This window comes from Acidovorax sp. BL-A-41-H1, assembly GCF_051942715.1.
The window spans coordinates 1-22,324 of the sequence record NZ_JBPVJQ010000001.1 but is presented as its reverse complement, the minus strand read 5'-3'; the positions used below and the strand labels follow the sequence as shown (position 1 = coordinate 22,324).

At 65.7% G+C, this 22,324-nt stretch carries 20 protein-coding genes; 4 read left to right on the top strand and 16 right to left on the bottom strand.

From position 1 onward, the window contains the following. Positions 1-45: 45 nt before the first annotated feature. From ACTPOI_RS00100 to ACTPOI_RS00055, 10 genes are all read right to left on the bottom strand, one after another. On the bottom strand, positions 46-963 hold the full coding sequence (locus tag ACTPOI_RS00100; RefSeq protein WP_440105308.1) for an SMP-30/gluconolactonase/LRE family protein: 918 nt from the start codon (positions 961-963) through the stop codon (positions 46-48). Between the two features lie 35 nt (positions 964-998). Further along, positions 999-1,889: an amidohydrolase family protein gene (locus tag ACTPOI_RS00095; RefSeq protein WP_440105306.1), complete on the bottom strand. Its 891-nt coding sequence runs from the start codon at positions 1,887-1,889 to the stop codon at positions 999-1,001. Next, complete coding sequence (locus tag ACTPOI_RS00090) at positions 1,886-2,857, bottom strand: Bug family tripartite tricarboxylate transporter substrate binding protein (protein WP_440105304.1); 972 nt, start codon at positions 2,855-2,857, stop codon at positions 1,886-1,888. The genes ACTPOI_RS00095 and ACTPOI_RS00090 overlap by 4 nt, the downstream gene beginning before the upstream one ends. Before the next feature lie 21 nt (positions 2,858-2,878). Further along, positions 2,879-3,877 carry a Bug family tripartite tricarboxylate transporter substrate binding protein gene (locus ACTPOI_RS00085; RefSeq protein ID WP_440105302.1) on the bottom strand — a complete coding sequence of 333 codons (999 nt, stop codon included), beginning with the start codon at positions 3,875-3,877 and terminating at the stop codon, positions 2,879-2,881. 13 nt (positions 3,878-3,890) lie between these two features. Continuing rightward, positions 3,891-4,850, bottom strand: coding sequence for a Bug family tripartite tricarboxylate transporter substrate binding protein (locus ACTPOI_RS00080; RefSeq protein WP_440105300.1), 960 nt, complete (start codon positions 4,848-4,850; stop codon positions 3,891-3,893). A 147-nt stretch (positions 4,851-4,997) separates the two neighbouring features. Continuing rightward, a complete protein-coding gene (locus ACTPOI_RS00075; protein WP_440105298.1) occupies positions 4,998-5,930 on the bottom strand; it encodes an NAD(P)-dependent oxidoreductase in 933 nt (310 codons plus the stop codon). Then, positions 5,927-6,613 (bottom strand): RraA family protein, encoded by a 687-nt coding sequence (locus ACTPOI_RS00070; protein WP_252659568.1) that lies wholly within the window; start codon positions 6,611-6,613, stop codon positions 5,927-5,929. Before ACTPOI_RS00070 ends, ACTPOI_RS00075 begins: the two co-directional genes overlap by 4 nt. Before the next feature lie 57 nt (positions 6,614-6,670). Then, complete coding sequence (locus ACTPOI_RS00065; protein WP_094290738.1) at positions 6,671-7,669, bottom strand: Bug family tripartite tricarboxylate transporter substrate binding protein; 999 nt, start codon at positions 7,667-7,669, stop codon at positions 6,671-6,673. Positions 7,670-7,702: 33 nt separating this feature from the next. Then, positions 7,703-8,611, bottom strand: coding sequence for an amidohydrolase family protein (locus ACTPOI_RS00060; protein ID WP_440105295.1), 909 nt, complete (start codon positions 8,609-8,611; stop codon positions 7,703-7,705). A 48-nt stretch (positions 8,612-8,659) separates the two neighbouring features. Next, positions 8,660-9,652, bottom strand: coding sequence for a Bug family tripartite tricarboxylate transporter substrate binding protein (locus tag ACTPOI_RS00055; RefSeq protein ID WP_094290651.1), 993 nt, complete (start codon positions 9,650-9,652; stop codon positions 8,660-8,662). 146 nt (positions 9,653-9,798) lie between these two features. Between ACTPOI_RS00055 and ACTPOI_RS00050 the strand changes: the two genes are divergently transcribed. The 3 genes from ACTPOI_RS00050 to ACTPOI_RS00040 all read left to right on the top strand — a co-directional run bounded on the left by ACTPOI_RS00050 (position 9,799) and on the right by ACTPOI_RS00040 (position 12,315). After that, on the top strand, positions 9,799-10,620 hold the full coding sequence (locus ACTPOI_RS00050; RefSeq protein WP_435366950.1) for an IclR family transcriptional regulator: 822 nt from the start codon (positions 9,799-9,801) through the stop codon (positions 10,618-10,620). 45 nt (positions 10,621-10,665) lie between these two features. Then, positions 10,666-11,241, top strand: coding sequence for a peroxidase-related enzyme (locus ACTPOI_RS00045; RefSeq protein ID WP_440105292.1), 576 nt, complete (start codon positions 10,666-10,668; stop codon positions 11,239-11,241). Between the two features lie 69 nt (positions 11,242-11,310). Further along, the gene (locus ACTPOI_RS00040) at positions 11,311-12,315 is read left to right on the top strand and encodes a hypothetical protein (protein WP_440105290.1); all 1,005 of its coding nucleotides are present in this window, start codon (positions 11,311-11,313) and stop codon (positions 12,313-12,315) included. A gap of 6 nt (positions 12,316-12,321) precedes the next feature. Here ACTPOI_RS00040 and ACTPOI_RS00035 read toward each other — a convergent pair whose 3' ends face one another. After that, entirely contained in the window at positions 12,322-12,750 is a 429-nt protein-coding gene (locus ACTPOI_RS00035) for an acyl-CoA thioesterase (RefSeq protein ID WP_440105288.1), read from the bottom strand. Beyond that, complete coding sequence (locus ACTPOI_RS00030; protein WP_440105286.1) at positions 12,747-13,529, bottom strand: SDR family oxidoreductase; 783 nt, start codon at positions 13,527-13,529, stop codon at positions 12,747-12,749. Before ACTPOI_RS00030 ends, ACTPOI_RS00035 begins: the two co-directional genes overlap by 4 nt. A gap of 139 nt (positions 13,530-13,668) precedes the next feature. On the opposite strand from ACTPOI_RS00030, the gene ACTPOI_RS00025 reads away from it, so the two are divergent. Next, positions 13,669-15,369 (top strand): electron transfer flavoprotein-ubiquinone oxidoreductase, encoded by a 1,701-nt coding sequence (locus tag ACTPOI_RS00025; protein ID WP_440105284.1) that lies wholly within the window; start codon positions 13,669-13,671, stop codon positions 15,367-15,369. A 60-nt stretch (positions 15,370-15,429) separates the two neighbouring features. Here the strand turns inward: ACTPOI_RS00025 and ACTPOI_RS00020 are convergent, their stop codons facing one another. From ACTPOI_RS00020 to ACTPOI_RS00005, 4 genes are all read right to left on the bottom strand, one after another. Further along, positions 15,430-17,100, bottom strand: coding sequence for a methyl-accepting chemotaxis protein (locus ACTPOI_RS00020; protein WP_440105282.1), 1,671 nt, complete (start codon positions 17,098-17,100; stop codon positions 15,430-15,432). Positions 17,101-17,215: 115 nt separating this feature from the next. Then, the gene (locus ACTPOI_RS00015) at positions 17,216-20,878 is read right to left on the bottom strand and encodes a hydantoinase B/oxoprolinase family protein (protein WP_440105280.1); all 3,663 of its coding nucleotides are present in this window, start codon (positions 20,876-20,878) and stop codon (positions 17,216-17,218) included. A 46-nt stretch (positions 20,879-20,924) separates the two neighbouring features. Then, positions 20,925-21,890: a TRAP transporter substrate-binding protein gene (locus tag ACTPOI_RS00010; RefSeq protein WP_440105278.1), complete on the bottom strand. Its 966-nt coding sequence runs from the start codon at positions 21,888-21,890 to the stop codon at positions 20,925-20,927. 37 nt (positions 21,891-21,927) lie between these two features. After that, positions 21,928-22,324, bottom strand: a 397-nt coding sequence (locus tag ACTPOI_RS00005; RefSeq protein WP_440105276.1) for a TRAP transporter large permease subunit, incomplete at its 5' end; no start/stop codon positions are given.

The following is a 22,324-nucleotide window of genomic DNA, read 5'->3' as shown; positions in this document are numbered from 1 at the left end:
TTGATTTCCCTGAACCCCAGGTTGGCTGAAGCTGTGTTGCCAGCTTCAACGCAAGCGCGCCAGCGGCAGTCCGGGTGCACCCATGTCAGCCCGCAAGATGCGCCCATGGGTGGAGTCCGTGACATACACCGTGGTGCGCCCTGCCCCGCCAAAGGCGAGATTGGTGGTGGAACTACCCGGCGCGCCGCGCAGCACCTGCACTGGCTCCGCCCGGTGGTTCAGCACCCACACATAACCCAGGCCGGGGTTGGCCACCAGCAGGCGGCCTTCGGCATCCACGGCCAGGCCGTCGGGGCCGCTCGGACCGTAAGAGGTAAAGAACTGGCTGACCTTGGCCACGCTGCCATCGGGCAGCAGGGGCACACGCCACACGCAGTTGCCACGCGTCACGGCCAGGTAGAGCACTCGCCCGTCGGGCGACAAGGCCACGCCGTTAGGGCTGGGAACGTTGTGCAGCAGCAAGTCCAGTTGGCCGTTGGGGCGCAGACGGTACAGGCGACCACTCGGATCGTGCAGGCCGCTCTGCCCTTGGTCGGTGAAATACAGGTTGCCTTCCGCGTCGAAGATCAGGTCGTTCACGCCCTTGAAGCGCTCGCTGTTGCGGCGCTGAAGGTACGGGGTGACAGCACCCGTGGCCACGTCCAGCTGCATCAGGCCGTTCTTGTAATCGGTGATGAGCAGCGCGCCAGGCTTCAAGAACTTCAGGCCGTTGGGCTCACCGTCGTACTCGGCCACGAGCGTCCATTCGCCTTGGGGGTTGATGCGGAAAACGCGACCCCAGGGGATGTCGCTGACGTACAGGTTGCCAGCCTCATCGAACACCGGGCCTTCGAGGAACGAATCGGTGATGGTGCCGCCCCGGTTGGCATCGGCCCAATCGCTGCGCTCGCGGCGGCGAAAGTGCTCGGGCATGGTGGTGAAGACGTCGAGGTCCCGGACCTCAGGGGCTTGCAGCAAAAACATGGCGAGGGCTTTCAGGTTCGTTCAGTCAGGGTCGCTCAGGCAGCGGGAGCGGCATCGAAACCATACAGCCGCGCCGGGTTGTCGACCAAGATGCGGTCCATGGCCGCGTTGCTGCCAGCCCAGGCCTGGAGCAGGTCCACCAGATCGGCGTCGTTCACGGTGCCAGGCGTCTCGGTGGTGTGCGGCCAGTCACTGCCCCACACCAGTCGCTCGGGCGCAGCCTGCACCAGGGCCTGGCCCAGCGGCAGCGTGTCGGCGTAGCTGGGGCCATGCACGGTCGATCGCATGTAGGCGCCCGAGAGCTTGACCCAGGTGTTGCCCCCATCCAGCAGGCCGCGCACCACGCCATAGGCCTGTGCAACGGGGCCTTGGGCCGGATCAATGCGGCCCAGGTGGTCGATGACCACAGGCATAGGCAAGGTGCGCAACTGGGGTGCGAGTTGGATAAGTTGCTCAGGGTGCACAAAAATCTGGATATGCCAGCCCGCGCAGGCCGGGTGCTCGGCCACCTTGCGCGCCAGGGTGGCCAGCATGGCGGGTGTGGTGGTGCCCCACGATTGCGGCGAGACAAAGTTGACCCGCAGCCCGCGCACGCGGCGTACGGCCAGATGGGCCAGTTCATCCGCGCTCACATCCTCACCCACCACGGCCACGCCGCGCGCAGCGTCGCCCAGCTGGTCCAGCGCATCCAGCGTGCAGGCGTTGTCGGTGCCGTAGGTGGATGGCGTGACCACCACCGTGCGCGTGGTGCCCAGGCGCACCTGCAGCTGCCGATACGCGGCCACAGGCGCCACCGGCGGCGTGCGCGGCCAGTGGCTTGATGGCGCAAAGCGCGGGTCAAAGATGTGCATGTGGCTGTCGCACGCGCCGGGCGGCAACTGGCGCTGCGGGCGGTTCAGGCCCACCGAGTGGGGCACCGGATTCATTGCTTCTCAATACCCACTTTGACCGCCACCGACTCCCACAGCTGGGCATCTGCCTTCAGTTTGTCCGCAAAGGCGGTTCCACTGAGCACGCTGGGCACAGCACCGAGGTCAGTGGCAAAGGTCTGAAGATCGGCACTGGCCATGGCTTTGGTGATTTCCTGGCGCAGCTTGTCCAGCACCGCCTCTGGCGTGCCCTTGGGAGCCCACAGGCCGGTGAAATTGACCACTTTGTAGCCCGGCGCACCCGCTTGGGCAAACGTGGGCACATCGGGCACGGCCTTGAGCCGCTGCTCGCCGCTCACTGCCAGCAGGCGCACCTTGCCGCCACGCACCTGCCCCATCACGCCTGGGGTCGATGCAATCTGGAAGTCGATGGTCCCGCCCAGCAACGCCAAGGTCGCTTCCCCAGCGCCTTTGAAGGGCACGTGGGTGGCCTTGAGGCCGCTGGCACCTTGCAATGCTTCTGTGGCGAAGTGGGGCATGGTGCCCGCTCCACCGGTGCCGTAGTTGAGCTTGCCCGGGTTGGCTTGGGAATATGCCACCAGGTCGCCCAGCGTTTTGAACGGGGAGTTGGCGGCCACCACCACGGTGGTGGGGGCGAAGTTGAAACCGGCCACAGGCACCAGGTCGTTGGCGTAGTCCCAAGGCAGCTTCTTGAACACCTGGGGCAGGATGGAGTACGTGGTGTCATTGGCCAAAAGCGTGTAGCCATCGCCCGGCGAACGCGCCACCTGGTTGGCACCGATGGTGCCCGTGCCACCCGCCTTGTTTTCGACAAAGAAGCTCTGGCCGGTTTGCTCTGTGAGCTTTTGGGCAATGCGCCGGGTCACCTGATCGACCGCACCGCCGGGTGGGTATGGCACCACGATCTTGACGGCTTTGTCCGGGTAGCCGGTTTGTGCCATGGCATGGGCCACGGCGAAGGTCAGCGCAAGGGCTGCGCCCAGTGAGGTGTGAATGCGTTGCATGAGAGTCTCCTTGTATGTAGCTCAATCTGCTTTGAGGTCGAGCGCTTTGGCCATCTGGCCATAGGTGGTCACTTCGCGGGCCACGCGGCTGGCAAAGGCATTGCCGCAGACCGACTCAGCGTCCAGCCCCAGGCCGCGCAGCTTGTCGATGGCCGATGCGCTCTTGGCAAAGTCGGCCGCCGTGCGCTCTAGCGCCTGGGCAATGGGCTCGGGCAGGCCTGCGGGGGCCAGCGCGCCGTACCACACGTCGGCAGCGTAATTGCCACCGCCTGCCTCGGAAAACGTCGGCACGTCGGGCACCAGGGCTGAGCGCTTAGGTGCGCCCACGGCCAGCGCACGCAGCTTGCCGCTTTGGATCTGCGGCAGCACCGAGCCCAAGGTGGCGAACGAACTGTCAAGCTGGCCGCCCATGAGGTCCGTCACCACGGGTGCAGCGCCCTTGTAGGGCACATGGTTGAGCTGCAGGCCCTGGGCGCGGGCAAAGATCTCGGTGGCGAAATGGCCTGAGCTGCCCGCCCCGGCCGTGCCTGCGGTCACGCGGCCGGGCTCGGCGCGGGCCTTGGCCTGGTAGTCAGCCAGGGTCTTCACCGGCAGGCTGGGAGCCACCACCAGCACCGTGGGGCTGCTGGCCACCGTGCACAGCGGGCGGAAAGACTTCACCGCGTCAAACTTGATACGGCCCTGGTACAGCCCCGGAATCATGGCGTGGTTGGTGGCGCCGAACAGCAGCGTGTAACCGTCGGCCGGTGCACTGGCCACGGCCTGCGCGGCAATGATGGTGCCCGCGCCCGGCTTGTTGTCGATGATGAACGGCTGGCCCAGCGCGCGGCTGGCGTGGTCGGCAAATGCGCGCGCCACCACATCGGTGGGGCCGCCTGCGGCAAAGCCCACCACCAGCTTCACGGGCTTGGTCGGGTAGGTCGCTGCGCCCGTTTGCGCATGGGCGGCGCCAGATGCTACCAAAACAATAGCTACCAGCGCTTGACTGATAGGCGCCAAAGGCATTTTTTGCTCCAACATGGCGAAGTCTCCTTCAATCCATGCGGATGCCAGCAGTGCGAATCACCTCGGCCCACTTGATGGCTTCGGCCTTCAAGAAGGCGCTGAACTCCTGCGCGCTGGAGCCCACGCCCTGCACGCCCAGTTCGGCAAAGCGCTTCTTCATCTCGGGGCTGGCCACGATGGCACGGGTTTCGGCCTCCAGCCGCTCCAGCACAGGGCGCGGTGTGCCTGCGGGGGCGAACAAGCCGTTCCACTCGCTGACCTGGAAGCCGGGCACGCCAGACTCGGCCACGGTGGGCACAGATTCCCATCCCTCGGCGCGGCGGGGCGACGAGATGGCCAGCGCCCGCAGCTTGCCGCTTTTGACGAATGGGCCGCTGGCCGTGGTGGCGCTGAACATCACGTCCACCTGCCCACCGATCAGATCAGTGAGCGCTGGTGCCCCGCCCCGGTACGGGATATGGGTGATGGCCACTTTTTGTCCCTGCTTGAACAGCTCGCCCGCCAGATGCTGCGCGCCGCCGTTGCCCGCCGATGCGTAGGTCAAGTGGCCTGGCCGCGCCCTGGCGGCCTTGGCCACATCGGCCACCGACTGGAAGGGCGAGTTGGCGGGCACCACCATGAGCAGTGGCACCTGCAGCACCAGCGAGATGGGTGCAAAGTCTTTGGTCGCATCAAACGGCAGCTTGGGGAACAAGCTGGGGTTGACGGTGAAAGCCGTGGCATCGAGCAGCAGCGTGTAGCCATCGGCCGGGGCCTTGGCCACAGCCGTGGCACCAATCGTGCCGCTGCCGCCAGGGCGGTTGTCCACCACCACCTGCTGGCCCAGGCGCTGGCCGAGCTGCGTGGCCAGCAGGCGGGCGGTGTTGTCGGCATTGCCACCGGCCGGGTACGGCACTACGAGCTTGAGCGGCTTGTCCGGCCAGGCTCCTTGGGCCTGCGCAGGCGTTGCGCCTAGCGTGCCTGCAGCGCCGGTTACTACCAAAACCATAGCTGCCAGCGCTTTATTTACGAGCGCTATCGGCCTATTTTTCTTGAAGTTTTGTTGCATGTTTCTTGTCTCCAGGGGGCCGGTGCCGCACAACGCTTCAGCGTGCGCGGCACCGGCACCTTCGTTGTTGTGGATGGAAATCTGCGATCAGGCAGCCACGGCGCTGCGGGCCAGCACGGCCAGCAGATTCTTCGCGGCGCCCACGCCCATGTTCACGTAGGCATCGCTCGTCACACCGCCGATGTGGGGGCTGAGGACGAAGTTCTTCTCGCCCTGGAATGGGTGGCCTGCCGTCATGGGCTCCACCGCAAAGCTGTCGAGCCCCGCAGCCATGACCTGGCCCGAGCGCACGGCCGCCAGCAACGCAGCCTCGTCGATCAGACCGCCACGTGCGGTATTCACCACGATCACGCCGCGCTTGCATTGCGCCAGCGTGGTGACGTTGAGCATGCCCCGGTTATCGTCGGTCAGCGGGCAGTGCAGCGAAATCGCATCCGATTCGCGCCAGATCGTTTCCAGATCCACCGCCTGCACGTACGCGGGCAGGTTCTTGGCAAACGGATCGAAGCCGATCACACGCATGCCCAGGGCGTCGGCCATCTTGGCAAAGCGCAGGCCAATCGCGCCCAGGCCCACCAGGCCCACGGTGCGGCCACCCAGTTCCAGGCTCTTGTGCGTGGCTTTGTCCCAATGGCCAGCGTGCATGCGCGCATCGAGTTGCACCACCGATTTGGCGCAGGCCATCAGCAGAGCCAGCGCCTGCTCGGCCACGGCGGCGGCGTTGGCGCCCACGGCGGCCACCACTTCAATGCCACGGGCTTTGGCGGCGACCTTGTCGATGGTGTCGGTGCCGCTGCCATGCTTGGAGATGACCTTGAGCGCGGGGGCTGCGTCCATCACCGCAGCGCCGACCTTGCCGTAGCGCACGATCATGGCTACGGGGTTGTGCGTGCGGCACAAGGCCACCAGGTCTTCTTCCGTGGGCGCCTTGCCTGCGTAGACGATTGCGTAGCCCGTGAGCAGGTCGAGGGCTTGTTGCGCCAAGTCGGCGCCAGTCACGATGATGGTAGGTTGGCTCACAGGGTTTCTCCTTCTTTCAGCACGCCCGCGGCGCGCAGGGCGGCGGGCAGCCACTTCGCGGCGGTGTCGCCCCGGGCAATGGCTTCGATGCGGGCGGCTTCGTCGGCCACCTTCTTGTCTGCCAGGGCCATCATGGCGGGGGCTTTTTCGCGCTCGATGACGACCACGCCATCGGCGTCGCCCACCACCAGGTCACCGGGGTTCACGGTGGCGCCACCGGCGCTGATGGGGTGGTTGATGCGGCCGGGTACAAATTTGGTGGGGCCTGCGGGGTTGAAGCCCGCGCTGAATACGGGGAAGTCCAGCTCCAGAATTTCGAGCTTGTCGCGGATGGACGCATCCACGATCACGCCGGCCAGGCCGCGCTTCTTGCACGCGCTGAGCATCAGCGTGCCCATCAGCGCGGCGGTCTGGTCGCCCTTGCCGTCGATCACCAGCACATCGCCCGGCTGGGCGAGCGCGATGGCGGCGTGGATCATGAGGTTGTCGCCGGGGCGCACTTCCACGGTGAAGGCGGGGCCCGCCACCTTCATGCTCTGGTGCACAGGCGCCACGCGGCCATGCATGGTGCCGCGGCGGCCTGCCACGTCGGACAGGATGGCGGCCTGGAAGGTGGAGGCTTTGGCCACGACGTCGGCGCCCACACGCTCGATGGTGCGGATGATTTCAGGGAGTTGGTTCATGGTTGTTCCATCAGGTAGAAAAGTAAAAGGGGTGGAGGGGGCTGGCAGGCGCGCCCATCAGTCGGCCTGGATGTTTCCGTCTTTGATCACCTTGGCCCACTTGGCGGAGTCGGCCTTTTGCAGGTCGCCCAGTTGCTGGGGCGTGCCCCCCACCAGCGTCACGCCCAGCTTGTCGGCCAGGGCCACCACGGCAGGGTCTTTCAGGGCCTTGTTGATTTCCTGGTTCAGGCGCTGCACCACGGCCGTGGGCGTCCTGGCGGGCGCGAAAACGGCCTGCCACTGCTCCACCACAAAGTCCTTCATGCCCACCTCGCCCATCGTGGGCACGGATGGCAGGGACTTGAGGCGCTGGGCCGACGTGACGGCCAGCGCACGCAGCTTGCCCGCCTGTACATGGGGCAGCGCGGCGGCGGCCGGTGCAAACATGAACTGCACCTGCTCGGCCAGCGTGTCCTGCAGCGCCGGTGTGTCGCCCTTGTAGGGCACATGGATGAAGCGCGCGCCGGTCTGTTGCTGCAGCAACTCGCCCTGCATTTGCAGGATGGTGCCGTTGCCGCCCGAGGCAAACGCCAGCTTGCCCGGCTGCGCCTTGGCTGCTGCCAGCAGGTCGGCCACGGTCTTGAACGGCTGGTTGGCCCCCACCACCAGGATGTGCGGGATGGTGCCCACGGTGACCACGGGCTCGAACGCCGCAATGTGGTCGTAAGGCAGTTTGGGCATGAGGTGCGGCGCAATCGCCTGCGGGCCGATGGAGGTGCCCAGCAGCGTCAGGCCGTCTGGCTGCGCCTTGGCCACAAAGGCTGCGCCAATGGTGCCGGTGGCGCCCGCCTTGTTGTCCACGACCACGTTGGTGGCCAATGCCGGGCCCAGGCGCTGCGCGATGTTGCGGCCCAGCACGTCGGTGCTGCCGCCCGCAGGGTACGGCACCACCCAGGTAATGAGTTTGCCGCCGGGCCAGTCGGCCTGCGCCCATGCAGGGGCGGCCAGCATGGCGCCCCCCAGGGCCAGCAGGCTGCGACGGGAGATGTGATGGAGGGGGCGTGAAGTGGGGGTCATGGCAATGCCTTCCAAACAATCAAACAAGGGGTTTCACAGCGGTCGGCCGAAGCCGTAGAGCGCCTGCGGGTTATTCACCAGCACCTGGCGCAGCAGCGCGGGGCCGCCGCAGGCTGCGGTCCAGTCCACCAGCCGGTCCACCTGGCGGGCGTCATCGGGCAGGGGCTGTACGCCAGCCGTTGCCGTGGCGTGCGGCCAGTCGCTGCCCCACAGCACACGCCCGGGCGCACAGTGCAGGTAGCTGGCGGCAAGCGCGTCCAGCAGCGGGTCTTCCACCGAATGCATGCTGCTCACGATGTAGCCGCCGGACAGCTTCACCCACGCCTGCCCGCTGTGCAGCAGCTCCAGCAGCACCGCATGTGCGGCATGGTGCGCTGCCTGCTCGGGGGGAATGCGCCCAAAGTGGTCAAACACCAGCGGCACGGGCAACTGCCGCAGCACGGCGCCCAGCCCTGCCAGCAGATCCGGCGGCATCAGCAGCTGCAAATGCCAGCCCCAGGGCGCAATGCGCCGGGCCAGCGGCACGATGGAATCCACCGAGCCGGACACACCCAGCGACAGGTTCAGCCGCACGCCGCGCACGCCGGCGGCGTGCAGCTGCTGCAACTCGGCATCGCTTTCTTGGCCGTCGATCACCGCCACGCCACGTGCCTCCACGCCCATGGCTGCGAATGCGGCCAGCCCTGCAAGCAGGCAGCGGTTGTCGGTGCCATAGGTCGAGGGCGTGACCAGCACCACCCGCGTGGTGCCGATGCGCCGCTGCAGCGCGCGGTAGTCCTGCGCTGACGCATCGGGCGGCAGCAGCCTGGCACCGGGTGCGGCAGGAAAGCGCTGGTCGTACACATGCACATGGCAGTCGCAAGACCCGGCGGGCAGTGCCGTGCGCGGCACGGTGGCGCCCGCCGAGAACGGTACGGGCGTGACAAGGCAATCGCGGGACATGGCGATGGCTGTGTGAGCGTGGGTGGGGCTGCGGCGCGGGCGACGCTGTCAGTCCAGGCTGGCGCCCGAATCCTTCACGATCTTGGCCCAGCGCGGCACTTCGGCTTTGAGCAGCTGGCTGAACTGCTCGGCCGTGCCGCCCAACACCTCACCGCCTTCAGAACGCAGCTTGTCAGCCACATCGGGCTGCTGCAGGGCCGCGTTGATGGCCTTGTTGAGCTGCGCCACGATGGGGGCTGGTGTACCGGCGGGTGCCAGGATGCCGAACCAGGTCACAGCCTCGAAGCCCTTGTAGCCGGACTCGGCCAGCGTGGGCACATCGGGCAGCTGGGGCGAGCGCTTGGCCGAGGTGATGGCAATGACCTTGAGCTTGCCGTTGCGCACCTGGCCCAGCAGCGTGGGCACGGACGACATGTACAGGTCGATCTGCCCGCCCACCAGGTCCGTCATGGCCTGGGCGGCGCCCTTGTAGGGGATGTGGCGCAGCTTGATGCCTGCCGCGTCTTCCGCCAGTTCGCCCGCCAGGTGGGCCACGGTGCCGTTGCCCGAGTAGCCCAGCGTGAGCGCATCGGGCTTGCCCTTGGCGGCGGCCACCACATCGGCATACGACTTGAACGGCGAATTGGCGGGCGCAGCCATCACGATGGGCGAGGACGACACGAGGGCCACAGGCACCAGATCCTTGATCGGGTCGTAGGGCAGCTTGGGGTAGAGCGTGGGGTTGATGGCCAGGTTGCTCGTCTGGCCCATGACCAGCGTGTAGCCATCGGCAGGCGACTTGGCGGCGGCGTCCACCCCCAGGTTGCCGCCTGCGCCGGGGCGGTTGTCCACGATCACGTTCCACTTGTTCTGGTCGGTGAGCTTTTGCGCCACGGTGCGCGCAATCATGTCGGTGCCGCCGCCGGGCGGGAACGGCACGATGAGGCGGATGGGCTTGCCCGGAAAGGCCTGCGCCAGAGCGGCCCCGGTGGGCACTGCAGCGGCGGCCAGGCCCAGAATGGCAGCGCACAAGGAGCGCGAAAGTGAAGTGAAGGCGGTCATGGATTTGTCTCCGTTGTGGTGGTTCGTCACGCCGGTCTGCAGGGCCTTTGTTGTGATCCGTGTTCTGGTCCAGCGCCGTGGGTGCGACTGTACGCAGACGTTTCAACCCATACAATGCAGTTGCATACAATGAAACGAATTGCGCCATGAGCAACCGTCCCACCAAGCCCTCCCAGCCCCCCGCCCCCACCCTCGCACTTACGCCCGCGCCCCGCCCCATGGCTCCGGCCGATGCAGAACCTGGCGGTGGTGTCATCGCCGTCACGCGCGCCCTGCAGGTGCTGGAGGCGTTTGCACTGGGTGAATCGAGCCTGTCTCTGGCCGAGCTGAGCCGCCGCTGCAGCCTGCACAAGACCACCGTGCTGCGCCTGGCACGCACGCTGGCGCAGTCGGGCTTCATGGTGCAGCGCGAAGACGGCGACTGGCGCCTGGGGCCCGCTGCTGGCTGGCTGGGCGCGCGCTACCAGGCCGGTTTTGATGTACAGAACGTGCTGGAGCCCGCGCTGCGTGAGCTGACCCTTGCCACGGGCGAAAGCGCTGCCTTTTACGTGCGTGAAGGCAATGTGCGGACCTGCCTGGTGCGCGTGGAAGGCCCGCAGGCTCTGCGCCACCACGCCCGCATAGGCGAAGGCCTGCCACTCGACAAAGGCTCGCCAGGGCGCGTGATCCTGGCGTTTTCGGGCGAGCCGGGCAAGGCCTACGAAGAGATCCGCAGGAAGGGCTACCACTGGTCGATTGGCGAGCGCGAACAGGGTGTGGCCACCGTGTCCGCGCCAGTCTTCGGCATGCACTGGCGGCTGATGGGCTCGGTATGCATCTCGGGCCCGGCATCGCGCCTGCCCGCGGAAAAACTAGAAGCGCTGGCGCAAACCGTGATGGCTGCTGCCACGCAGCTGTCGTATGCACTGGCGGGCAACTCGGCCGCACCCGCACAAAGCCCCGTACGAGCCACCCAGTGGCATCCCTGATACTTGCCCCGCAACCCGAACCACAAAAAACCATAGGAGACCGCCGTGAGCCGCTACCCCTTCCCCGACCTGAACACCCTGCCCGAAGACATCCGCGCACGCATCGTGGAAGTGCAGGAGAAGGCGGGTTTCATCCCCAACGTGTTCCTGGCATTTGCGCGCCGCCCGGCCGAGTGGCGCGCGTTCTTCGCGTACCACGATGCACTCATGCTGAAAGAAGAAGGCAGCCTGACCAAGGGCGAGCGCGAGATGATCGTCACCACCACCAGCGCGGCCAACCAGTGCCTGTATTGCGTGGTGGCGCACGGCGCGATCCTGCGCATCTATGAAAAGAAACCCCTCATTGCCGACCAGGTGGCCGTGAACTACCGCAAGGCCGACATCAGCCCACGCGAACGCGCCATGCTCGACTTTGCGATGAAGGTCTGCCAGCGCTCGCACGAGATCGAGGACGCCGACTTCGCTGCGCTGCACGCCCACGGCTTTGACGACGAGGACATCTGGGACATCGCGGCCATCACCGCGTTCTTTGGGCTGAGCAACCGCATGGCCAGCTTTGCGGGCATGTTGCCCAACCCCGAGTTCTATCTGATGGGACGGGTGCCGAAACAAAAAACCTGACACCCGGCCTGACGACCGCTCCTGCGCCTCACCCGCAAGCAATGGAGCCCTTGCAAGGAGAGCCCATCAATGCTGAACGAGCTGGAGTACCAGACTTTTTTCCAGGGATACAGCCTGACAGACGCCGCTGTCAGGTCGCGTGACACGTTCAGTTTTCTGCTCAGGGAAAACCAGCCAGACGAGGGGTGTTCACAAGACTCAGACACCGGCAAACAAATTCGTCTGATCAACTTCTTTGTCAATGCCGAGCCCACACGCCGCATCGGTTGCGGTCAGTACCTGGGATTTCTACGCTCCAAGCTGGCCGTTGCCCATCACCCTGTCGAACAGGCTGTGTTGATTGACAGCACGGGCGAAGTGGCCGTTCTGGGTGGTGGCAAAAATGACATGGAGCAGCAAATTGAGTATGGCCCCGATGGGCCTCGTCGTGGCTCCATCACGTGCGCCTCGACACTGTTTGGCCATGTGTATGTGGCGGGGCCATGGCGCACCATCGCCCGCCGAGTCGGCGTAGATCAATGGGAATCACTGTGCGCCAATTCCATCCTTCCCAAACCCGGCACGGGGAAAAGCCTCGAATTTGGCACGGACTGGGGCCTCCATTCCGTGGACGGGTTTGCATCCAACGATCTGTATGCCGCTGGCGGCTACGGAGACCTATGGCGATACAACGGGCATCGCTGGCTGCAGTGCGCGTTGCCGTCCAGAATGCTGCTGCACAACGTGTGTTGCGCAGGTGACGGCCATGTTTATGTTGGCGCCCAGGGCGGCTCGGTGCTGCGAGGCCGGGAAGACCGTTGGGAAATCATCCACGAGGGCCGTATGACGCTGCCGTTCAAGGACATGGTCTGGTACGGCGGCAGGGTCTGGTGCACCTCGGACTATGGCCTTTGGCAGATCGCCGGGGGCGAACTGGTAGAGGCGGACGTGCCGCACGCGGTGCATTCCTGCGCAGGCAATCTGTCAGTGGGTGACGGCGTGATGCTCCTGGCGGGCATCTACGGCGCCACGGTCTTCGATGGCCAGCGGTGGACGCCGGTCATAGACAGGCTCGCTTTCACCAAGCAGGGCTGACAAGGCCTACGCGTCAGCCGCAACCAGCGCCCGCATCCAGTCCGGTAGCGGTGCCGCCTTCTGCTGCGGGAAGTCCACCCAGATGGTGGTGGCCCCGCCTGCCGCGCAGATCACGCCCGGCTGGTCGGCGCGTTCCATCGTGCCCCAGGTCTCGAACGTGGTGCGGCCCGGGTCGCTCACATAGAGCTTGAGCAGCACATCGGCCGGGTATTCGAGCTGCTTGTAGAAGTTGCAGAACGCATTGACGATGACCGGCCCCTGCCCGCGCGGGTCGGGGTTGCAGCCCACCGACACCATCCAGTCGATGCGCGCGGTTTCCAGGTACCTGAAGTACACCGTGTTGTTGACGTGACCCATTGCGTCCATGTCGCCCCAGCGCACGGGGAAGTGCGTCTCAAAGACCAGCTTTTTGACCTCGGGGATTTCGATCTTCATACAGCGAAGCCATCGTCCGCCGCAATCACCGCGCCGTTGATGAAATGGCTCTGGTCGCTGGCCAGCATGATCAGCAGCGCGTCCAGGTCCTGCGGGCTGCCCACGCGCTTGCGCGGCAGCATGGCGATGAGTTTCTGGCCTTGCTCGGTATCCCAGTGATGGTGGTTGATTTCGGTGTCGATGTAGCCAGGGCAGATGGCGTTGGTGTTGATGCCGAACTTGCCCCACTCCATGGCCATCGCCCGGGTCATCTGCACCACGGCAGCCTTGCTCATGCAGTAGGCGCCGATCTGCGGCAGCACCTTGAGGCCTGCCATCGAGGCGATGTTGATGATGCGCCCACCGGTGAAGCTGCCCGGCGCCGCACCGCGCGAGCGGGCCAGCATGCGCTTGCCGACCTCTTGCGCCACAAAGAAAGCGCCCTTCACATTGGTGTCGAAGATGAAGTCGTAGTCCTCGGGCGTCACATCCTGCAGGCGTTGCGTGGTACTCACGCCCGAGTTGTTGATCAGGATGTCGATGGAGCCCATCTCGGTCTCGGCATGGGCCACGGCGGATTTGATGGAGGCATGGTCGGTCACGTCCAGCTCGATCACATGGGCGTCGCCGCCCTCGCCTTCGATGCGGGCGCGCAGTTCCTTGAGCTTTTCTACCCGGCGGCTGGCCAGCACCACCCCGGCTCCGGCACGCGCCAGGGTGCGCGCAAACTGCGCGCCCAGGCCACTCGATGCGCCGGTGATGAAAGCGACGCGGCCCGACAAGTCGATGCTGTATGCCATTTAGAGTCTCCCCACTGATCAAAAAAGAACGGTCGTTCGATTGTCCATATTCCGTGAATACAATCAGTCGCCAGACAGACAGGGTCTGGCCCATGCTCTGCCGACAATAGTCCATTATCAAACGCCCGACGAGAAGCCCATGACAAACGAAGAAATCCTCGCCCAATATGGCCCCCGCGAATCCATGGAATACGACTTGGTGGTCGTTGGCGGCGGCCCTGGCGGCTTGGCCACAGCCATCCGCCTGAAGCAATTGGCGGCCGAAAAAGGCCAGGATGTCTCGGTCGTGGTGCTCGAAAAAGGCTCCGAGCCCGGCGCGCACATTCTGTCGGGCGCCATCATGGACCCCAAGGCCCTCACCGAGCTGATCCCCGACTGGAAAAAGCGCGGCGCCCCGCTCAACCAGCCCGTCACCGACGACGCCTACATCTTCCTGTCTGAAAAATCGGGCTTTCGCGTGCCCAACATGTTCCTGCCGCCGTTTGCGCAGAACCATGGCAACTACATCATCAGCCTGGGCAACCTGACCAAGTGGCTGGGCGAACAGGCCGAAGCCCTGGGCGTGGAGATCTTCCCCGGTTTCACCGCTGCCGAAGTGCTCTACAACGACAACGGCTCCGTCAAGGGCGTGGCCACCGGCAACATGGGGATCGGCAAGGACGGCGAGCCCACCGAGAACTTCCAGCTGGGCATGGAGCTGCTGGGCAAGTACACCGTGTTCGCCGAAGGTGCACGCGGCCACCTGGGCAAGCAGCTGATCGCCAAGTTCCACCTCGACAAGGACCGCGACCCCCAAAGCTTCGGCATCGGCGTGAAGGAACTGTGGGAAATCGACCCCAAGAAGCACCAGCCTGGCTTTGTGATGCACACCGCGGGCTGGCCCATGGAGAACGACACGTACGGCGGCGCCTTCCTGTACCACCTGGAGGGCAACAAGGTGGCCCTGGGCTTCGTCACCGGCCTGGGTTACGCCAACCCCTACCTGAGCCCGTTCGAGGAATTCCAGCGCTGGAAGACGCACCCCAACGTCCGCTACTACTTCGAGAACGAGAAGGGCGAGATCACGGCCAAGCGCCTGTCCTACGGCGCACGTGCCATCAACGCCAGCGGCATCAATGCCCTGCCCAAGACGGTGTTCCCGGGCGGCGCACTGGTGGGCTGCAATGCCGGTTACCTGAACGTGGGCCGTATCAAGGGCAGCCACGCCGCCATCAAGACCGGCATGCTGGCCGCCGAAGCCGCCTACGACGCCGTGGTGGCAGGCCGCCAGCACGACGAACTGACCGCCTACCCCGAAGCCTTTGAAAAGAGCTGGCTCTACACCGAGCTGAACAAGGACCGCAACTTCAAGAACTGGTTCAAGTACGGCCTGACCACGGCCACACTGATGAACGGTTTGGAGCAGTTCGTGCTGCGCGGCCACATCCCCTGGACGCTGCACCGCGACAAGCCAGACCACGCCTACCTGAAGCCCGCTGCCGAGTGCAAGCCCATCGTCTACCCCAAGCCCGATGGCAAGCTCACGTTTGACCGCCTCTCCAGCGTGTTCATCAGCAACACCAACCACGAAGAAAACCAGCCCGCCCACCTCACGCTCAAGGACGCGAGCGTGCCGGTCAACATCAACCTGAGCAAGTACGCAGGCCCCGAGGCCCGCTACTGCCCTGCCGGGGTGTACGAGTTTGTGGCCGACGAAGCCAAGGGCGGCAACGCCCAACGCCTGCAGATCAACGCGCAGAACTGCGTGCACTGCAAGACCTGCGACATCAAGGACCCCACGCAGAACATCGTGTGGGTCACCCCTGAAGGCGGCGGTGGCCCGAACTACGCAGGCATGTAATCAAAATTGATAGCAAACAATGCTTGAGGGGCCCGCGCAGGGCCCCTTTTTTATCGATTTTTACACTGCCCGGGCGAGCTGAAACTGCCCCATGGCCCCGGCCAGCCGGTTGGCCTGGTCCTTGAGGCTTTGTGCCGCCGCCGCGCCCTCTTCCACCAGCGCGGCGTTCTGCTGGGTCATGTGGTCGAGCTGGTCCACCGCCTGGCTCACCTGGCCGATCTGTGTGCTCTGCTCGCTGCTGGCCTCGTTGATCTCGGACATCAGCGTGGTCACGCGCTCCACGCTGTGCACGATGTCACCCATGGTGGATCCCGCAGTCACCACCAGTTTGGCGCCATCGCTCACCTTGGCCACGCTGTCAGAGATGAGCGCCTTGATCTCGCGCGCCGCATTGGCGCTGCGCCCGGCCAGGCCGCGCACCTCGCTGGCCACCACGGCAAAGCCACGCCCCTGCTCGCCCGCGCGCGCGGCCTCCACGGCAGCGTTGAGCGCCAGGATGTTGGTCTGGAACGCAATGCCGTCGATGATGCCCACGATGTCGGCAATCTTCTTGCTGCTGGCGTTGATCTCTTCCATGGTCTTGACCACCTGGTGGACCACTTCGCCCCCCTTGCTGGCCACCTCGGTGGCATTGAGCGCTAACGCGTTGGCTTGGCGCGTGCTGTCGGCATTGGCGGCCACCATCTGCGCCAGCTGGGCAATGCTGGCCGCCGTCTGCTGCAGGTTGCTGGCGGCGTGTTCGGTGCGCATGCTCAGGTCGGTGTTACCCGCCGCCACTTCGGAGCTGGCCACATGGATGGATTCGCCCGAGTCGCGCACTTCGGTCACCACGTAGTGCAGCGACTCGACCATGCTGTTGAGCGCCATGAGCAACTGGCCGATCTCGTCGGTGCGCTGCGTGTCCATGCGCACCGTGAGATCGCCCCGCGCCACCACGGCAGCGGCGTCGGACGCCTGGCGCAGCGGCAACACGATGGAGCGGCGCAGCAGCCAGCCAAACAGCGCCGACAGCCCCACCACCACCAGCACGGCAATCGCGCTGATCCACTGCGCGCGTGAGGCGTCGCTGATCATGCTGTCGCCCGCCCGCAAAGACGCCTGCTCCGACGCCGCGAGCAACTGGTCGATGGCCGTGAGGTACTGGGCCAGGGCGGCAGCATGCTCCTGCAGCTCCTTCTGGCTGATGATCTTGGCTTCGAGCGCGTTCTGCACCAGCGCATCGCGCAGCACCGCATAGCGCTGCCGCTGCGCCTGGGCCTGGGCCCACAGGGGTTTGGTGCTTTCGGCGGTCGATGCCTGGGCCAAGGCCGCCTCGATGCGCTTGCGCTGGGCATCTTCGGCAGCCAGCTGCGTGCGCATTTCGGCCACCAGCGGGAACACATCCGACGACAGCGTGGCGCGCAGCGCAATCTGGCCGATGGCCACCGACTGCGTTTTCCAGTCGCGCACCGAGCGTTCGATGGGCAGCTGCTCCGCCGTCAGCAGAGCGGCCTGGCGGCCCGTGCCCTCACCCGTCAACCAGGTAGTGGCCCCCAGCAGCGCCACGGCCAGACCCAGGATGCCAAAGCTGGCGGCGAGCTTCTGGCCCACGCTCAGGCTGCGGCTGCGCCGCCGGGTCGCTGTGGGCGCCTGTGCCGCGTCGGCCCGTGGTACCGGATGGGCCGCATCCACACGGGTTCCAGACAGGGAGGTGCCTTGAGACACACCAGATGTAGCGGGCAAGTAGTTCATGCGTGTTCTCCTGGTTCATCCATGCCCCGCACCCGGCGGAACCGGGGCGAGGCCGAGGGCAGCGCTGGCGGCAAGTGCGGCAAGTGCAGCCAGCGCCCCACCCTCACCGCTGCGGTCAGTGCGCGACGCACTCTCCAAATCCGCCACCGCCGGGCGTGGAGATCTCGAACACATCGCCCGGCTCCATCAATGCAGCGCCGATGTGGCCCAGCTCCTCGACCTGGCCATTGGCGCGCAGCACCCGGTTGGCGCCCGCGCGCCCAGGCTGGCCGCCCGCCATGCCGAAAGCGGGGTTCAGGCGCCCGTTGGAGAGAATGCTGGCCGTCATCGCCTCCAGGAACCGCACCCGGCGCACGCCGCCGTCGCCGCCCGCCCAGCGGCCTGCACCGCCCGAGCCGCGCTGGATCTCGTAGCTGTCGAGCACCACCGGGAAGCGGAACTCCAGCACCTCGGGGTCGGTCAGGCGCGAGTTGGTCATGTGGGTCTGGACCACGCTGGTGCCGTCAAAGCCACGCACCGCCCGGCCCGATGCATCGAGCACCGCGCCCGCACCACTGCCACCGGCAATGGTTTCGTAGTACTGGTACTGCGCATTGCCGAAGGTGAAGTTGTTCATGGTGGGCTGGCTGCCCGCCATCACCCCCAGGGCGCCAAACAGCGCGTTGGTGATGCAGGTGGACGTCTCCACGTTGCCTGCCACCACCGAAGCGGGCGGGTTGGGGTTGAGCATGGAGCCCTGCGGGATGATCACCTGCAGCGGCTTGAGGCAACCGGCGTTGAGCGGGATGTCGTCGTCCACCAGCGTGCGGAACACATACAGCACGGCCGCCATGCACACGGCACGCGGGGCATTGAAGTTGTTCATCTGCTGCGGGCTGGTGCCCGCAAAGTCGATCACCGCGCTGCGCTCGGCCACGTTGACCTTGACCGACACGCTGATCTGCGCGCCGTTGTCCAGCGGCAGGGTGAACTGCCCGTCTTTCAGCTGCGTGATCACGCGGCGCACCGATTCTTCGGCGTTGTCCTGCACGTGGCACATGTAGGCCTGCACGACATCCAGGCCAAACTGGTCCACCATCTTCGACAGCTCTTGCACGCCCTTTTCGTTCGCTGCGATCTGCGCACGCAGGTCAGCCAGGTTCTGCTCGGGGTTGCGGCTGGGGTATGGCGTGGTGCCGCCACCCGTTGCCAGCAGGTTGCGCACGGAATCTTCCAGGAAGATGCCACGGTCCACCAGCTTCACGTTGTTGATCTGCACGCCCTCCTCGTCAATGCGTGTGGAGAACGGTGGCATGGAGCCCGGCGTGGTGCCACCGATGTCGGCATGGTGGCCCCGGCTGCCCACATAAAAGGTGGGCTCGGCGCCTTCGGCCACGTACACCGGGGTGATCACCGTCACATCGGGCAGGTGCGTACCACCGTGGTACGGGTCGTTGAGCATGTACACATCGCCCGGGTGCATCTTGCCCGCGTTCTCGCGGATCACGGTCTTGATGCTCTCGCCCATTGATCCCAGGTGAACGGGCATGTGGGGTGCGTTGGCGATCAGGTTGCCTGCGGCATCGAACAGCGCACAGCTGAAGTCCAGGCGCTCCTTGATGTTGACCGAGTAGGCGGTGTTCTGCAGCTGCAGCCCCATCTGCTCGGCGATGTTCATGAACAGGTTGTTGAACACTTCAAGCAGCACCGGGTCCACCGTGGTGCCTGCGGCGTACTGCACCTTGCGCGCCGTGACGCGGTCCAGCACCAGGTGGTCCAGGTCGGTCAGACGCGCAGACCAGCCGGGCTCCACCACCGTGGTGGTGTTCTTCTCGGCAATGATGGCGGGGCCCGGGATCACATCGCCGGGGTGCAGGTCTTCGCGCACCACCAGCGCGGCGGTGTGCCATTCGCCGCCCGAGTACATGCGCACGCTCTCGCGTTGCGGGTGCTTGCGGTGCGGGTGCACAGGCAGGCGCGGCTCGGCGGGGGCATCGCCTGCAATCATGGCTTCGACCGACACGGCCTCCACCACCAGGCCCTTGCCCGCCATCAGGAAGGCAAAGCGCTGGCGGTAGGCCTTTTCAAAGGCGGCCTGAATGCTGGCCAAGTCGCCAAACGGCACCACCAAGGCCGAGTCGGTGCCTTCGTAGCGCACATGCACGTTGTGGCGCACCTGCACCGGGTTGGCGCTGACCTGCTGGCGCTCCAGTTCGGCCTGGGCAGCAGCGCCCAGGGCCTCCAGCCGCTCGGCAATAAGGGGTAGCGAGGCAGCGGCCAGTGGCATCTCCACGGCTTGTTCGCGGATCACGGTCTGGTCGGCCAGGCCCATGCCGTAGGCGCTGAGCACACCCGCCAGCGGGTGCACAAACACGCGCGACATGCCCAAGGCGTCGGCCACCAGGCAGGCGTGCTGGCCGCCTGCGCCGCCAAAACACTGCAGGGTGTAGCGTGTCACGTCGTAGCCGCGCGCCACGCTGATCTTCTTGATCGCGTTGGCCATCTGCTGCACGGCGATCTGGATGAAGCCTTCGGCCACTTCTTCGGGCTGGCGCTGGGTCTGGGTGGCAATCTCCTGGAAGCGGGCACGCACCGCATCGGCGTCCAACGTTTCGTTGGCTGCCGGGCCAAACACACTGGGAAAGTAGCGCGGCTGCACCTTGCCCACCATTACGTTCGCATCGGTCACGGCCAGCGGGCCGCCCCGGCGGTAGCTCACCGGGCCGGGGTTGGCACCTGCGCTCTCGGGGCCTACGCGGAAGCGCGATCCGTCATACGCCAGCACCGATCCGCCTCCCGCCGCCACCGTGTGGATGCTCATCATGGGCGCGCGCATGCGCACACCGGCCACATGGGTCTCGAACTCGCGCTCGAAAGCACCTGCGTAGTGGCTCACGTCGGTGCTGGTGCCGCCCATGTCAAAGCCGATGACCTTTTCATGCCCGGCCAGGCCCGCCGTGCGCGCCATGCCCACAATGCCGCCCGCCGGGCCGGACAGGATCGCGTCCTTGCCCTGGAAGGTGCCCGCATCGGTGAGCCCGCCGGACGACTGCATGAAGAACAGCTTGACACCCGGCATCTCGCTGGCCACCTGCTCTACATAGCGGCGCAGGATGGGCGAGAGGTAGGCATCCACCACCGTGGTGTCGCCCCGGCTCACGAACTTCATCATCGGGCTGGTTTCGTGCGAGGTGCTGATCTGCGTGAAGCCCACTTCTTTGGCAATGCGCTTGGCCGCCTGCTCGTGCTGGGTGTAGCGGTAACCGTGCATGAACACAATGGCTACGCTGCGCAGGCCACGCCCATAGGCCGCCAGCAGGTCACCGCGCAAGGTGGCCTCATCCAGGTTCTGCAGCACGCCACCATGGGCGCCCATGCGCTCGCGGGCTTCGATGACCTCGGTGTACAGCAGCTCGGGCAGCTGAATGTGGCGGTCAAACAGGCGCGGGCGGTTCTGGTAGGCGATGCGCAGCGCATCGCGAAAACCGCGTGTGGTGACCAGCAGCGTGGGCTCGCCCTTGCGCTCCAAGAGCGCGTTGGTGGCCACGGTAGTGCCCATCTTTACGCATTCCACCAGCGCCGGGGTGACGGGCTCGCCGGGCTGCAGGCCCAGCAGGTGGCGGATGCCCGCCACGGCCGCGTCTTTGTACTGCTCGGGGTTTTCGGACAGCAGCTTGTGGGTGGTGAGCGAGCCATCGGGCCGCTTGGCCACGATGTCGGTGAAAGTGCCGCCCCGGTCGATCCAGAACTGCCAGCGGTTGCCGGCCGGTGCGGTGGTCATGGTGGTGGGTGCTTGCATGGTGATAGGACTCACTGGTTAACGGATGAACTGACGGACTAACGGACTAGCGTTGGAAGTAGTAGGGAATGAAAATCTTGTTGGCCTCGTTGCCCACCGACTGCACCCATTCGCGGGAGAAGCGTTCGCCCAGGCGCTTGAGTTCGGTGTCTAGCTCGGCGGATGCACGTTCGACCTTGATGCCCTTGCGCTGCAGCTCGCCCACCGACTCTTCGGCCACGGCGGCACTCAGGGCCCAGCCACGTGTTTCGGCCTGTGCCGCCGCCTGGGTCACGGCCTGGCGCGCAGCGGGTGGCAGCGCATCAAAAGCCTGCTGGTTCACAAACACGATGTTCTTGGGCAACCAGGCATTGATGCCGTAGTACTGCTTGATCTGCCCCCAGACCTGGTTCTCCACCCCGGTCAGGGCCGAGGTGATCATGGAGTCGAGCTTGCCCGCCGACAGCGCCTTGTTGACTTCGACCATGGGCACGTCCACCGGTGTGGCGCCCAGCAGCTCGGCAATGCGCACGGTGGCCGGGTTGTAGGTGCGCATGCGCGTGCCCTTGAAGTCGGCCGACGAGCGCACCGGCCCAATGGAGAACAGCCCCTGGGGCGGCCAGGGCACGGCATACAAGGCCTTGAGGCCCTTGGCTGCAAAGTGCCCGTCGATCAGCGGGCGCTGCAGGTCCCACAGGCGGCGCGCATCGGCGTAGCTGCGCACCAGAAATGGCACGGTGTCAGCCCCGGCAATGGGCATACCCTGCACCAGGCTGGTCATGATGGTTTCGCCCGCCTGGGCCTTGCCGTCCTGCACGGCTTGGGGAATCTCGCCCAGCTTGAACAGCGTGTTGTTGGCATGGACCTCGATGCGCAACGCCCCGCCCGAGGCGCGCTCCACGTCTTGCGCAAACTGCACCACATTGCGGGTGTGGAAGGACTCTGCGCGGTAGCCCGTGGCCAGTTTCCACTGGGTCTGGGCGTGCGCCATCGGGGCCACGGCAAGCGCGGCCAGCAACACAACGGTTTTCATGGGGACTCCTGTGCAGGCTGGGAAGCAGTGCGGTGGATCAGCCCTGCATCTGGCGCGGCAGCCAGAGCACCACGTCGGGCACGAAGTAAGTCATGATGACCGCGACGATCATCAGGGCAAACAAGGGCAGCGCGGTGCGGGCGATCCAGGTGACTTCACGGCGCGTCATGCCCTGCAGAACGAACAGGTTGAAGCCCACGGGCGGCGTGATCTGCGCCATCTCGACCACCAGCACGATGAAGATGCCGAACCACACCAGGTCAAAGCCCGCAGCCTCCACGGTGGGCAGCAGCACGGCAATGGTCAGCACCACCATGGAGATGCCATCCAGGAAGCAGCCCAGCAGGATGAAGAACACGATGAGCAGCAGCATCAACGCAAACGGCGAGAGGTGCAGCGCGCCGATGAACTCGGCCAGGTGACGAGGCAGGCCG

What these genes read in the sequence shown, in the direction of transcription:
- ACTPOI_RS00035 (WP_440105288.1), bottom strand. Translation starts at nt 12,750, where the DNA reads ATGAAGATCGAAATCCCCGAGGTCAAAAAGCTGGTCTTTGAGACGCAC.
- ACTPOI_RS00025 (WP_440105284.1), top strand. Translation starts at nt 13,669, where the DNA reads ATGACAAACGAAGAAATCCTCGCCCAATATGGCCCCCGCGAATCCATG.
- ACTPOI_RS00085 (WP_440105302.1), bottom strand. Translation starts at nt 3,877, where the DNA reads ATGTTGGAGCAAAAAATGCCTTTGGCGCCTATCAGTCAAGCGCTGGTA.
- ACTPOI_RS00060 (WP_440105295.1), bottom strand. Translation starts at nt 8,611, where the DNA reads ATGTCCCGCGATTGCCTTGTCACGCCCGTACCGTTCTCGGCGGGCGCC.
- ACTPOI_RS00100 (WP_440105308.1), bottom strand. Translation starts at nt 963, where the DNA reads ATGTTTTTGCTGCAAGCCCCTGAGGTCCGGGACCTCGACGTCTTCACC.
- ACTPOI_RS00090 (WP_440105304.1), bottom strand. Translation starts at nt 2,857, where the DNA reads ATGCAACGCATTCACACCTCACTGGGCGCAGCCCTTGCGCTGACCTTC.
- ACTPOI_RS00020 (WP_440105282.1), bottom strand. Translation starts at nt 17,100, where the DNA reads ATGAACTACTTGCCCGCTACATCTGGTGTGTCTCAAGGCACCTCCCTG.
- ACTPOI_RS00080 (WP_440105300.1), bottom strand. Translation starts at nt 4,850, where the DNA reads ATGGTTTTGGTAGTAACCGGCGCTGCAGGCACGCTAGGCGCAACGCCT.
- ACTPOI_RS00050 (WP_435366950.1), top strand. Translation starts at nt 9,799, where the DNA reads ATGAGCAACCGTCCCACCAAGCCCTCCCAGCCCCCCGCCCCCACCCTC.
- ACTPOI_RS00065 (WP_094290738.1), bottom strand. Translation starts at nt 7,669, where the DNA reads ATGACCCCCACTTCACGCCCCCTCCATCACATCTCCCGTCGCAGCCTG.
- ACTPOI_RS00055 (WP_094290651.1), bottom strand. Translation starts at nt 9,652, where the DNA reads ATGACCGCCTTCACTTCACTTTCGCGCTCCTTGTGCGCTGCCATTCTG.
- ACTPOI_RS00070 (WP_252659568.1), bottom strand. Translation starts at nt 6,613, where the DNA reads ATGAACCAACTCCCTGAAATCATCCGCACCATCGAGCGTGTGGGCGCC.
- ACTPOI_RS00015 (WP_440105280.1), bottom strand. Translation starts at nt 20,878, where the DNA reads ATGCAAGCACCCACCACCATGACCACCGCACCGGCCGGCAACCGCTGG.
- ACTPOI_RS00010 (WP_440105278.1), bottom strand. Translation starts at nt 21,890, where the DNA reads ATGAAAACCGTTGTGTTGCTGGCCGCGCTTGCCGTGGCCCCGATGGCG.
- ACTPOI_RS00095 (WP_440105306.1), bottom strand. Translation starts at nt 1,889, where the DNA reads ATGAATCCGGTGCCCCACTCGGTGGGCCTGAACCGCCCGCAGCGCCAG.
- ACTPOI_RS00040 (WP_440105290.1), top strand. Translation starts at nt 11,311, where the DNA reads ATGCTGAACGAGCTGGAGTACCAGACTTTTTTCCAGGGATACAGCCTG.
- ACTPOI_RS00030 (WP_440105286.1), bottom strand. Translation starts at nt 13,529, where the DNA reads ATGGCATACAGCATCGACTTGTCGGGCCGCGTCGCTTTCATCACCGGC.